Origin of the sequence: Saccharothrix texasensis (assembly GCF_003752005.1) — a bacterium.
In the GTDB taxonomy this organism is placed as follows: Bacteria; Actinomycetota; Actinomycetes; order Mycobacteriales; family Pseudonocardiaceae; genus Actinosynnema; species Actinosynnema texasense.
In genome coordinates this window covers 5795918-5807415 of sequence record NZ_RJKM01000001.1, presented here as the reverse complement: position 1 = coordinate 5807415, position 11498 = coordinate 5795918, and the positions used below count along the sequence as shown (strand labels likewise).

The 11498-nt window shown below is 73.9% G+C and carries 11 protein-coding genes; 7 read left to right on the top strand and 4 right to left on the bottom strand.

What is annotated here, in order from left to right; genetic code table 11:
- Positions 1-31 precede the first annotated feature (31 nt).
- Entirely contained in the window at positions 32-517 is a 486-nt protein-coding gene (locus tag EDD40_RS25570; protein ID WP_123745190.1) for a DUF3592 domain-containing protein, read from the bottom strand.
- Positions 518-529: 12 nt separating this feature from the next.
- Here EDD40_RS25570 and EDD40_RS25565 point away from each other — a divergent pair, with 12 nt between their 5' ends.
- From EDD40_RS25565 to EDD40_RS25555, 3 genes are read left to right on the top strand one after another with little or no spacing between them, the layout of a single operon-like run.
- Positions 530-1759 carry an isochorismate synthase gene (locus tag EDD40_RS25565; protein WP_123745189.1) on the top strand — a complete coding sequence of 410 codons (1230 nt, stop codon included), beginning with the start codon at positions 530-532 and terminating at the stop codon, positions 1757-1759.
- 44 nt (positions 1760-1803) lie between these two features.
- Positions 1804-2358: an RNA polymerase sigma factor gene (locus EDD40_RS25560; RefSeq protein WP_246037810.1), complete on the top strand. Its 555-nt coding sequence runs from the start codon at positions 1804-1806 to the stop codon at positions 2356-2358.
- Positions 2351-3457 carry a CU044_5270 family protein gene (locus EDD40_RS25555; RefSeq protein ID WP_123745187.1) on the top strand — a complete coding sequence of 369 codons (1107 nt, stop codon included), beginning with the start codon at positions 2351-2353 and terminating at the stop codon, positions 3455-3457. Before EDD40_RS25560 ends, EDD40_RS25555 begins: the two co-directional genes overlap by 8 nt.
- Before the next feature lie 46 nt (positions 3458-3503).
- Here the strand turns inward: EDD40_RS25555 and EDD40_RS25550 are convergent, their stop codons facing one another.
- Together EDD40_RS25550 and menD are read right to left on the bottom strand one after the other, a co-directional pair.
- Positions 3504-5000 carry a M1 family metallopeptidase gene (locus EDD40_RS25550; protein WP_123745186.1) on the bottom strand — a complete coding sequence of 499 codons (1497 nt, stop codon included), beginning with the start codon at positions 4998-5000 and terminating at the stop codon, positions 3504-3506.
- A 56-nt stretch (positions 5001-5056) separates the two neighbouring features.
- Positions 5057-6679: a 2-succinyl-5-enolpyruvyl-6-hydroxy-3-cyclohexene-1-carboxylic-acid synthase gene (menD, locus tag EDD40_RS25545; RefSeq protein WP_123745185.1), complete on the bottom strand. Its 1623-nt coding sequence runs from the start codon at positions 6677-6679 to the stop codon at positions 5057-5059.
- 95 nt (positions 6680-6774) lie between these two features.
- On the opposite strand from menD, the gene EDD40_RS25540 reads away from it, so the two are divergent.
- The 4 genes from EDD40_RS25540 (at position 6775) to EDD40_RS25525 (ending at position 10999) form a co-directional block, all read left to right on the top strand.
- Entirely contained in the window at positions 6775-7686 is a 912-nt protein-coding gene (locus EDD40_RS25540; protein ID WP_123745184.1) for a 1,4-dihydroxy-2-naphthoyl-CoA synthase, read from the top strand.
- Positions 7686-8747 (top strand): o-succinylbenzoate--CoA ligase, encoded by a 1062-nt coding sequence (gene menE / locus EDD40_RS25535; RefSeq protein WP_123745183.1) that lies wholly within the window; start codon positions 7686-7688, stop codon positions 8745-8747. The genes EDD40_RS25540 and menE overlap by 1 nt, the downstream gene beginning before the upstream one ends.
- A gap of 128 nt (positions 8748-8875) precedes the next feature.
- Positions 8876-10072 carry a hypothetical protein gene (locus tag EDD40_RS25530; protein ID WP_123745182.1) on the top strand — a complete coding sequence of 399 codons (1197 nt, stop codon included), beginning with the start codon at positions 8876-8878 and terminating at the stop codon, positions 10070-10072.
- A gap of 54 nt (positions 10073-10126) precedes the next feature.
- A complete protein-coding gene (locus EDD40_RS25525; protein WP_123745181.1) occupies positions 10127-10999 on the top strand; it encodes a 1,4-dihydroxy-2-naphthoate polyprenyltransferase in 873 nt (290 codons plus the stop codon).
- A 64-nt stretch (positions 11000-11063) separates the two neighbouring features.
- Here EDD40_RS25525 and EDD40_RS25520 read toward each other — a convergent pair whose 3' ends face one another.
- Positions 11064-11462: a hypothetical protein gene (locus tag EDD40_RS25520; protein ID WP_123745180.1), complete on the bottom strand. Its 399-nt coding sequence runs from the start codon at positions 11460-11462 to the stop codon at positions 11064-11066.
- Between the last annotated feature and the right edge of the window lie 36 nt (positions 11463-11498).

Sequence of the window (11498 nt, the reverse complement as noted above, 5' to 3'; positions counted from 1 at the left end):
CAGGACTGTCACAAGGGTGCCGCGGGCGGTGTCACCAGCGGCGGCGCACCCACCAGAGCAGCGGCGCCAGCACCGCCCACACGGCGAGCAGGAACGTGCCGATCGGCAGCAGCGCGAGCACGGCCGTGCGCCCGGCGACCCGCGCCACCTCGGGGTCGGCCGTGTCGTACTCGATGCGCACCAACTGGCCGGGCTCGAGCCCCGCCGGGTACAGCAGGCCCTGCGACGGGCTGTGCACCGCGCCGTCCGGTGTGGCGAAGCGCACCACGGTGCGCTGGAACGAGACGGACACCACCTCGGCGGTCGCCTTGCCCAGCCGCTCCTCGATCATCAGGTCGTCGCGCCAGCACGCCGCGAGCAGGATCACCCCGATCAACGTCACCACCGCGCCCAGCAGCCCCAACGCGCGGCTGACCAGGAGCCGGACCTTGGGGCGGGCGCCTGTTCGCACTGCGTCGTCCACCACAACTGAGGAGTCTAGGGCGGCCTCCGCGCCGGATCTCAGCGATGAGTCCATACCCTCGACGCCGTGACCTCAGCTCCTGCCTCGCGGACCCGACAACGGCTGCGCGTGCACACCAGGCGCGTCGCGGGCGACGACCTGCTGGACAGGCTGCCCGCGCCGACCGGTGCGCTGAGCTGGGTGCGGGACGGAACCGGCCTGGTCGGATGGGGTGAGGCGGCCCGGTTCGAGGTGTCGGGGCCGGACCGGTTCGCCGCCGCCGACCGCTGGTGGCGCGAGTTCACCGACGGCCTCGACGTGGACGACCGGCTCGGCGTGCCCGGCACCGGCCCGGTGGCGTTCGTCAGCATGGCGTTCTCCGACCGCCCCGGCCGCTCGGTGCTCGTGGTGCCGGAGGTCGTGCTCGGCCGCCGCAACGGGCACAGCTGGCTGACCACGATCGGCGACGTCGGCAAGCGGCGGGTCGAGCCGGTGCGCAGGCCGTCCCAGGTGCGCTACAGCGACGGGCAGGTGTCCGTCACCGGGTACCGCGAGGCCGTGCGCGCGGCGGTCGAGCGGATGCGCGCGGGCGAGCTGGAGAAGGTGGTGCTCGCGCACGACCTGCTCGCGGTCGCGGACGTGGACATCGACCACCGGTTCGTGCTCGAAGGCCTCGCCCGGCGCTACCCCGAGTGCTGGGTGTACGCGGTGGACGGCCTGATCGGCGCCACGCCCGAGCTGCTGCTCCGGCGCAGCGGGTCCGTGGTCGACTCGCGGGTGCTGGCGGGCACCACGTGGCCGCACGACGGCATGTCGGACGACGAGCTGGCCGCCGCGCTGCTGTCGTCGGGCAAGAACCGCGACGAGCACGAGTACGCGGTGGCGTCGCTGGTGCAGACGCTGCGGCCGTTCTGCGAGACGATGTCGGTGGAAGGCCCTTCGGTGCTGCGGCTGCCGAACGTCTCGCACCTGTCCAGCGACGTCATCGGCACGCTCAGCGGCACGCCGTCGCTGCTCGCGCTGGGTGCGGCGCTGCACCCCACGGCGGCCGTCGGCGGCACGCCGCGCGCGGACGCCATCGCGATGATCGCGGAGCTGGAGGGCATGGACCGGGGTCGCTACGCGGGCCCGGTCGGCTGGATCGACGGCAACGGCGACGGCGAGCTCGGCATCGCGCTGCGCTGCGCGCAGGTGGACGGCCGCACGGCCCGCCTGTTCGCCGGCTGCGGCCTGGTCGCCGAGTCCGACCCCGACTCCGAGGTCCACGAGGCGCACGCCAAGATGCTGCCCTTCCGGGAAGCCCTCGAAGGCATGTGACGCACGTCACCGGGACGCCCGAGGGCACTTCGGCCAACCGGTACGTGACCACAGCACTGGACGAACCACCGGACCTGCGCGGGCCGGACGTCACGGCCGCGTTCGCCGAGCTGTTCGACGCGCACGCGCGGCGGCTGCGCGGCTACCTGGCGGGCCGGGTCGGCGATGCCGCGGCCGACGACCTCGTCGCCGAGACGTTCCTGGTGGCGTTGAAGCGGCGGCACAGCTACGACCCCGACCGCGCGCCGGTGACGGGCTGGCTCTACGGGATCGCCACCAACCTCGTGCGCGAGCACGTCCGCCGGGAGACCCGCGGCCGACGCGCGGGCCTGCGCGCGGTCGGCCGCCCCGAACCCGACCACGGCGGCGCGGTCGCCGACCGGGTCGACGCGCAGCGGCACGCCGAGCTGCTCGCCGGCGCCCTGGCCGACCTGCGCGACGAGGACCGGGACGCGCTCCTGCTCACGTCGTGGGCCGGGCTGAGCCCGTCCGAGGTGGCCGCCGCGCTCGGCGAGCCCGCCAGCACCGTCCGCTCCCGGCTGCACCGGGTCCGCACCAGGCTCCAAGCCCTGCTCACCGAGGAGAACCGCGATGCGTGAACTCGACGACGCCCTCGACCGCCTGCACCACGACGTCCGCACCGCCGAGGTGCCGCTGGACGCCGTGCGCGCCCGCGTCCTGGCCGCCGCGGCGGCGTCCTCGGCCCCGAAGCGCGCGCGCCACGCCCGGTGGCTCGCGCCCGTCGCCGTCGCCGCGGCGGCGGCCCTGATCACGGGTGTGGTCGTGCTCGACGACGGGGCCGGGCAGCAGCCGGCCGTGGCCGGCACGTCCTCCGGGGCGCCTGCCGGCACGACGCCGCCGGCCGTCGAGCTGCTGTCCGCGCGGGAGTACCTGACGCGGGCGGCCGACGCGATCACGGCTGTCGACCAGCCGTTGGCGGCCGGCCAGTACCGCTACATCGCGGCGCACGAGTGGAACAGGCGCGGCGTGATGATCGGGACGTCGGTCGACGAGCCGGCCGCCGCGCCCTCCGGCTACGCGTACCTGGTCGAATCGCGCACCGAGACGTGGATCCCGCAGGACGTGACCCGGGAGTGGCTGAACCGGCGCACGCCGCTGGCGGGCGCGAAGTGGCTCGGCGGCACCGTGCCGCAATCCGAGGCGCCGCTGCCCGAGCCCGACGTGACCGCGAAGGGCGAGCGCCGGGGCGCGTGCGGCGACTTCTTCCCCGGGTCCCTGCCGGAGAAGGTGTGCGGCGACCCGGCCGACTGGGACAACCCGGACTTCTACGCGCCGCTCCCCCGCGACCCGCGGGCCCTGCTCCAGTGGCTGCGCGACCTCACGGCGCAGCGCGGCGGCACGCCGGCCGCGGTGTTCCACTTCGGCGTGCAGCTCCTGCACACCGGTCTCGTGCCCGCCGACCTGCGCGCCTCGCTCTACCGGGCGCTCGCGCTGCTCGACGGCGTCACGGTGGCCGACGGCAGGGCGAACCTCGACGGCCGGGTCGGCGTCGCCGTCACCATCGAGGACGTGCACGAGCGGCGCGAGCTGATCGTGGACCCCGCCACCGGCGACTTCATCGGCGAGCGCACCGTCGCCGGCCCGCAGCCCCACGAGCCGTACATCGAGCCGGGCACCGTCACCGGCTACAGCGCCATCACCACGAAGGTCGTCGGCGGGCTCGGCGAGACCGGCTGAGCCGCGGCGGGCCGCCCTCACCGGGAGGGCGGCCCGCCACCGGTCCTCAGTGCCGATGACCCGCGAGCAGCTCGTGCGTCTCCCGGATCTTCTGGTACGACTTCGGTTCGGCCGCGGCCGCCGCCCGCGCCGCGAAGCCGCCCGAACCCGGCGCGACGGCCGGCTTGACCGGCGTGAACAGCCAGGTCCGGAACAGCTCGTCGAGCTGCTTGCCGGACAGCGCCTCGGCGAAGGCGATGAACTCGTCCGTCGTCGCGTCGCCGTTGCGCTTCGCGGCCGGCCACTCCTGCAGCAGCCGGAAGAACGCCTCGTCGCCGATCTCGGCGCGCAGCGCGTGCACGGTCAGCGCGCCCCGGTCGTACACCGCGCCGTGGAACTGGTTCGCCGCGCCCGGGTCACCGGGCAGCACCTGCCAGAACCCGTCGTCGGCGGGGTAGGAGGCGTAGACGAAGTCGGCGTTCTCCTGGACGGTGCCCTCGCCGACGTGCTCGGACCACAGCCACTCGGCGTAGCTGGCGAAGCCCTCGTTCAGCCAGATGTCCTTCCAGCCGTGCACGGACACCGAGTCGCCGAACCACTGGTGCGCCATCTCGTGCGTGACGACGTAGGTGTTCGAGCCGCGGCGGAAGAACCCGGCGTCGTAGGTCGGGCGGGTCTGGTTCTCCAGCGCGAAGCCGATGCCCGGCGCGACCACGCCGCCCTGCGCCTCGAACGGGTACGGCCCGAAGTGGCCCTCCAGGAACTCCGTCACCTCGGGCGTGCGCTCGATGCTGGCGACGGAGGCGCCGTGGTCCGCGCCCAGCCGCTCCGAGTAGGCGTTGAGCACCGGCTGGCCGTTCGGCGCGGTCGACTGGCGGATCTCGAACTGGCCGATGGCGATGAACGCCAGGTACGTGGCCTGCGGCTCCAGGCTGCGGTAGCGCCACCGGGTCCAGCCGTTGATCTGCTGGGTCGTGCCGCCGAACAGACCGCCGGAGAGCACCTCGACGCCGGTGGGCACGGCCACCGAGATGTCGAACCTGGCCTTGTCGGTCGGGTGGTTGTTGCTCGGGAACCACCACGGCGCGATGTCGGGCTGGTCGATCGCCAGCGCGCCGTCCGGCGTCCGCTTCCACGACGTGTAGCCGTCCACGGCGTGCGTCGAGGGCACGTCGGCGTACGTGACGACGACCGTCACGTTGGAGCCCTCGCGCAGCGTGCCGCGCGGGTCGACCACGAGCTCACCGCCGGACTGGGAGAACGCGGCGACCTTGTTGTTCACCCGGACCGAACTGACCTTCAGCAGGAAGTCGAGGTTGAACCGGCTCAGGTCCTGGGTGGTCTTGGCCAGGATCGTCGTGGTGCCGGACAGGGTGTCGTCGGCCGGCTGGTAGTTGAGCCTGATGTCGTAATGGGAGACGTCGTACCCGCCGTTTCCCGCATTCGGGTAGTACGGGTCGCCGATGCCAGGTGCTCCCGGTTGGGCCGCCGTCGCCGTGCCGGCGAGCAGGAGCAGGGACGCCGCGGTGGCGGTACCGAGGGTCAGCTTCGCTCTCAGGGACATGCGGCGAAGCTAGTCGCGGCCACCGGCGGTCTGTACCCCCGTCGGTAGGATTCCCCCTAGTGGAACGCGGTTGACACGGCGGTTTTCAAACGGGCGTGCAAATCGCGCAATTCGTCTCGTTTCGCCCGGATTTCCACCACCCGGATTCCGCTCGGCCGGTCGAGCGCCCGGTTCAGCTCTTCCGGTGTCGTGGCCCGCGTGTGCGGCACGTGGTGCGCCGCGCACAGCGACTCCAGGTCGACGCCGTGCGGCGTGCCGAAAACGCGTTCGAAGGTCCGCTCGTGCTCCTTCGCGCCCTGCTCCAGCAACGCGAAGATGCCGCCGCCGTCGTCGTTGAGCACGACGACCGTCAGGTCGGGTCTCGGCTCGTCCGGGCCGATGAGCAGGCCGTTCGCGTCGTGCAGGAACGTCAGGTCGCCGATCAGGGCGTAGGTCGGGCCCCGGGTGAGCGCGATGCCCGCGGCGGTGGAGACGCTGCCGTCGATGCCGGCCACGCCCCGGTTGGCGTAGGTGCGCACGTCGCGGCGCGGCGCGGCGACCAGGTCGACGTCGCGGACCGGGTTGGACGAGCCGAGGAACAGGTTCGCGCCCGGCGGCAGCGCGGCCACCAGGTCGCGGGCCACGTGCAGGCCGGTGGGCCACGGCTGCTCCGCCAGCAGGCCGTCCACCACGTCGGCGACCGCCTTGTCCGCGTGCTGCCAGGCGGTGAGCCAGTCGTCGTCCACGTCGTGCTCGCCCAGGACCAGGTCGGTCGACGTGTGCGTGGCGGCGAACCGCGGGTCCGGCCAGTCGAGCTCGTCGGACAGCACGTGCACGACGGGGGTCCGCGCGATGAGGTTGAGCACACCCCGGGAGAGGGTGGCGCGGCCGACCACGACCACGGCCCGCGGCCGGAGGTGCTCGGGCAGCTCGCCCGCGTTGAGCAGGAGCGTGCCGTGGCGCAGGCCGTGGCCGGTGGGTTCGGCGACGACCGGCCAGCCGGCGCGGTCGGCCAGGTCGGACAGGTCGTGCCCGGTGTCGCCGACGATCACCAGGGTGCGCGGGCCGAGGTGGTCGGCGGCGTGCGTCGAGGTGGTCGTGCGGCGGGCCGCGCGGGTCCACGGCATGTCGAACGGGCGGCCGTCCAGGCTCTCCGGCCAGTCGTCGGCGGCGTCCGGCACGAGGGGTTCGCGGAACGGGACGTTGACGTGCACCGGGCCCTGGTCCCGCGCGGTGGCGACGGCGCGGCACACCAGCGAGCGCCACAGGCCGTTCTGGTCGTCGCGGCGTTCGGCGACGGGGAACTGGAGCGTGTCCAGGCCGAAGACGCGCTGCTGGTCCACGGTCTGGCTGGCGCCCGTGCGGTAGAGCTCGACCGGCCGGTCCGCGGTGAGCGCGATGACCGGCACGCCCGAGTGCCTGGCCTCCAGCACGGCGGGGTGCAGGTTCGCCACGGCGGTGCCGGAGGTGCAGGTGACGGCGGTGACCTCGCCGCTGCCCCTGGCCAGGCCCAGGGCGAGGAAGCCCGCGGTGCGCTCGTCCACGCGCACGTGCAGGGTGAGCCGGCCGGCCGCGGCTGCCTCGTGCAGGGCGAACGACAGCGGCGCGTTGCGCGATCCGGGGCTCAGCACGACGTGTCGGACGTCGTTGCGGATCAGCTCGTCGACGAGCACCCTGGCCTGCGCGGTGGACGGGTTCACCCGCACATTGTCGCTCAGCCCGCGACCAGGTGGTCCCACGCGCTGAGCCGGGCCGGTCCCGCTCCCGGCCGCCACGCGGGCCTATTGTCCCTGCCGTGGCAGATCAGGACGTTTCCGAGCTGTTCGACGCCGCCCGCTGGAAGCGGGTCGAGGGCTTCGACTTCACCGACATCACCTACCACCGCGCGGTCGACCAGGGCACGGTGCGCATCGCGTTCGACCGGCCCGAGGTGCGCAACGCGTTCCGGCCGCACACGGTCGACGAGCTGTACCGCGCGCTGGACCACGCCCGGATGAGCTCGGACGTCGGGTGCGTCCTGCTCACCGGCAACGGCCCGTCGCCGCGCGACGGCGGCTGGGCGTTCTGCTCGGGCGGTGACCAGCGCATCCGCGGGCGCAGCGGCTACCAGTACGCGTCGGGCGAGACGGCGGAGACCATCGACCCGGCGCGGGCGGGCAGGCTGCACATCCTGGAGTGCCAGCGCCTGATCCGGTTCATGCCGAAGGTCGTCATCGCGGTCGTGCCCGGGTGGGCGGCCGGCGGCGGGCACAGCCTGCACGTGGTGTGCGACCTCACGCTGGCCAGCGCCGAGCACGCCAGGTTCAAGCAGACCGACGCCGACGTCGGCAGCTTCGACGGCGGCTACGGCTCGGCGTACCTGGCGCGGCAGGTCGGCCAGAAGTTCGCCCGCGAGATCTTCTTCCTCGGCCGGGCGTACGGCGCCGAGGAGATGCGGCAGATGGGCGCGGTGAACGCGGTCGTGCCGCACGCCGAGCTGGAGTCGACGGCGCTGGAGTGGGCGAAGGAGATCAACGGCAAGTCGCCGACGGCGCAGCGGATGCTGAAGTACGCGTTCAACCTGATCGACGACGGCCTGGTCGGGCAGCAGATCTTCGCGGGCGAGACCACGCGCCTGGCGTACATGACCGACGAGGCGGTGGAGGGCCGGGACGCCTTCCTGGAGAAGCGCCCGCCGGACTGGTCCGACTACCCCTACTTCTACTGATGGCGACCCTCGAGGAGCTGCGCGCCGCCCTGGCCGGCGGCGACGCGGTGCGGGCACAGCCCGGCGACCTGCCGCCGTCGCGCGGCTGGGAGGCCGGGGCCGCGCTCGCGGTCACGACGTCCGGCTCCACCGGCGAGCCGAAGACCGTGCTGCTCGGCGCGGACGCGCTCACCACGTCCGCCGAGCTGACCCACGCCCGCCTCGGCGGCCCCGGCCGGTGGCTGCTCGCCCTGCCGACCACGCACATCGCGGGCATCCAGGTGCTGGTGCGGTCGGTCGTGGCGGGCGTCGAGCCGGGCGTGATGGATCTGGAGCCCGGGTTCCGCGCCGCCGACTTCGCCGTCGCCGCCCGGCCGGTGCTGGCCACGCCGGGACGCCACTACACCGCGCTCGTGCCCACCCAGCTGGCCCGCCTGGTCGCCACCGAGGGCCCGGGGCTGGCCGCCGCCCGGCAGTTCGACGCCGTGCTGATCGGCGGCGCGGCCACCCCGCCCAGCCTGCTGGAGCGGTCGCGGCGGCTCGGCGTCCGGGTGGTCACCACGTACGGGATGAGCGAGACGTCCGGCGGGTGCGTCTACGACGGGCTGCCGCTGGACGGCGTGCGCGTGCGGCTGGTCGGCGGCCGGATCGAGGTCGGCGGCCCGGTGCTGGCGCTGGGCTACCAGGGCGGCGAGCCGTTCGGCGAGTGGTTCCGCACCGGCGACCTCGGCCGCGTCCGCCCCGACGGCACGGTGGAGGTGCTCGGCCGGGCCGACGACGTGATCATCAGCGGCGGCGAGAACATCGCGCCGACCAGGGTCGAACGGGTGCTGGCCGCCCAACCTGGCGTGCGGGAGGCGTGCGTGGTGGGCCTGCCCGACCCCGAGTGGGGTCAAGTGGTGGCCGCGGCCGTGGTGCCGGAAGATCCGGGTGACCCGCCCGACGCGGACGAGCTGTGCGCGGCGGTCGGCGACGTGGTGGGGCGGTTCGCCATGCCGAAGCGGGTCGCGTTCATGGCGGAACTGCCGTTGCGCGGGCCCGGCAAGGTGGATCGGAAGGCGGTCGCTAGCTCGTTTGGGTGAGTTTCTGTCTTAATAGCAAGATTGTTGGTTGACAGGTAACCACGCCAGGCGATTGGCTCGGCAGCGCCGAGGCGCGCGGCCCTGCCGCGGTCACCACCGCACCGCGCGCCCGGACGAGGAGTGCTGCGATGACCAGGCGCTACCTGATACCGCTCGCCGTCGCCACCGTCCTGACCGCCGGTCTGGCGGCGCCCGCCGCCGCCGAGACCGACCGCGAGTGGACGGCCGACCTCTCCACCGTGAACGCCGACGACAACGGCGTCACCGCGCACCACGGCGCGGTGCGGCTCGACCGCGCCGCGCCGACGCCCGCCAGCGCGCGGGCCGCCGTCCGCACCGGGTTCCTGCAACTCGACCCGCGGACGTTCGACGCGCCGGTCAACGCCGTCGCCGCGACCGTGCGGAGCAGCGTCCCCGCCGGCGCGGAAGTCGCCGTGGACGTGCGCGGCGCGGTGGGCGACGAGCAGTGGACCGAGTGGGTCGAGGCGCGCCCCGACGCGCCCGCCGTGCTGCCCACCGAGGTCACCACCGTGCAGGTCCGGTTGGCGCTGACGGCCGAGAAGGCGTCGCCCGAGGTGAGCCGGGTGGACCTGCGGGCGTTCACCGCGGTCGCCACGTCGGACGTCGGCGCGCAGGCCGCGGGCCTGTCCTACCGGGTCTACGCGACCCGTGAGGGCCTGGTCGGCGGCACCACCGCGAACGGGCACGTGATCGTCAGCCGCGACCACTTCGTCGCACTGCCGTCCCGGCGCGGCCTGTCCGCCAAGGGCACCGGCACCTACAGCGTGCGGGTGTGCGCGTCGAACGGCCGGTGCGAGTGGGCCCCGGTGTGGGACGTCGGCCCGTGGAACACCAAGGACGACTACTGGAACCCGTCGTCCACCCGGGAGATGTGGAAGGACCTGCCCCAGGGCAAGCCCGAGGCGCAGGCCGCCTACCAGGACGGCTACAACGGCGGCAAGGACCAGTTCGGCCGCGCCGTGGCCAACCCGGCGGGCATCGACCTGGCCGACGGCACGTTCTGGGACGGCCTGAAGCTGACCGACAACTCGTGGGTCACGGTCACCTACCAGTGGACCGGATCGGGCCCGGCCGGCTTCGTGCGCACCGCGGGCGACCCGCTGAACGTGCGCAGCGGCGCGACCTCGACCGCCTCCCAGGTCGGCCTGGCCGCGAACTACGCGCAGGTGCGGGTCGAGTGCCAGGTGACGGGCCAGTCGGTGACGGGCTCGCAGGGCACGTCGAACATCTGGTTCCGGATCGCGTCGGGCAAGTTCATCGCCCGCGCGTACGTGTCGGGCGTGTCGGGCGCCACTGCCTGCTGATCACGCGGCCACCCGGGAGCGGGTCCCCGTTCACCATGTCGGAGGATGTCCGACATGGCCACAGTCGCCCAGTGGGTATCGGGGACCCGCCCCCGCACGCTGCCGAACTCGATCGCGCCGGTGCTGGTCGGCGCGGGCGCCGCGCACCACATCGACGGCTTCGACCCGACCCGGGCGGCGCTGGCGCTCGTGGTGGCGGTGGCGTTGCAGGTCGGCGTGAACTACGCCAACGACTACTCCGACGGCATCCGGGGGACGGACGCGCACCGCGTCGGCCCGTTCCGGCTGGTCGGCTCGGGTGCGGCCGACCCGCGGGCGGTGCGCGCGGCGGCGTTCGCGTCGCTGGGCGTGGCCGCGGTGGCGGGCTTGGCGCTGGTGGTGCTGTCGGGCCGGTACTGGATGGTGGCGTTCGGCGCGGTGTGCATCGCGGCGGCGTGGTTCTACACCGGTGGCCGCAAGCCGTACGGGTACTCGGGCCTGGGCGAGCTGGCCGTGTTCCTGTTCTTCGGGCCGGCGGCGGTGCTCGGCACGTTGTACGTGCAGACCGGGGAGGTCACCGGCATCGGCATCGGCGGCGCGGTCGCGATGGGCGCGTTCTCGACCGGTGTGATGATCGCGAACAGCCTGCGCGACATCCCGACCGACGTCCAGGCGGGCAAGCGGACCCTGGCCTCCACCCTGGGCGACCGCGACGCCCGCCGGCTGTACCTGGCCCTGGTCTCGATCCCGTTCCTGATCACGCTGGCGATCGGCCTGCGCGTGCCGCTGGCCCTGATCGGCTTCCTGGCCCTGCCGCTCGCCGTGCTCGGCGCGCGTCGGGTGCTGAACGGCAGCAAGGGCCGCGACCTGATCCCCGTGCTGCGCGACACGGGCCTGGCCATGCTCGTCTGGGGCATCGCCGTGCCGGTCGCGCTGGTGCTGGGCTGACCGCTCGGCGCCCGCGCGCAGCCAGGCGAGCCGGCCGGGGGTCCCGACGCGGACCGGTGACCGGCTACCAGGCGTCCTCGGTGAACGACATCGGCTCGTCGTCGTCACGCGGTTCGGGTTCGGGCGGGACGACGCGCGGCTCCTCGCCGCGGCACAAGGCGGCCAGGGCCTCGCGGTCCGCTTCCAGCGCCGCCTTCACGCCCCGGTCCTCGGCGGCCTCGCCCATGAGGACCTGCCGCCAGCTCAGGTAGCCGCCCGCGATCCGCCGCTGCAACGCCCGCAGCTCCGGCGTCGCCGCGTTCGACTTCGCGTACTGCATCACCCGCCGCACGTCGTCGGCCGACGGCTCGCGCTGCGGGTACCGCAGCTTCGCCGCCTCGCGCATCGCCTTGTCGGCATCGGCGACCGACCTGGCCAGCACGTCCTCCGCCGTGAGCACCTCCGCCGTCCGCCACCCGATCACCGCACACCCCTTCCGACGCGCCGATCCACGCTGCGA

Excerpts from the sequence above, each read along its gene's own strand:
- EDD40_RS25570 (WP_123745190.1), bottom strand. The coding sequence starts at position 517 with ATGGACTCATCGCTGAGATCCGGCGCGGAGGCCGCCCTAGACTCCTCA.
- EDD40_RS25555 (WP_123745187.1), top strand. The coding sequence starts at position 2,351 with ATGCGTGAACTCGACGACGCCCTCGACCGCCTGCACCACGACGTCCGC.
- EDD40_RS25550 (WP_123745186.1), bottom strand. The coding sequence starts at position 5,000 with ATGTCCCTGAGAGCGAAGCTGACCCTCGGTACCGCCACCGCGGCGTCC.
- menE (WP_123745183.1), top strand. The coding sequence starts at position 7,686 with ATGGCGACCCTCGAGGAGCTGCGCGCCGCCCTGGCCGGCGGCGACGCG.
- EDD40_RS25530 (WP_123745182.1), top strand. The coding sequence starts at position 8,876 with ATGACCAGGCGCTACCTGATACCGCTCGCCGTCGCCACCGTCCTGACC.
- EDD40_RS25525 (WP_123745181.1), top strand. The coding sequence starts at position 10,127 with ATGGCCACAGTCGCCCAGTGGGTATCGGGGACCCGCCCCCGCACGCTG.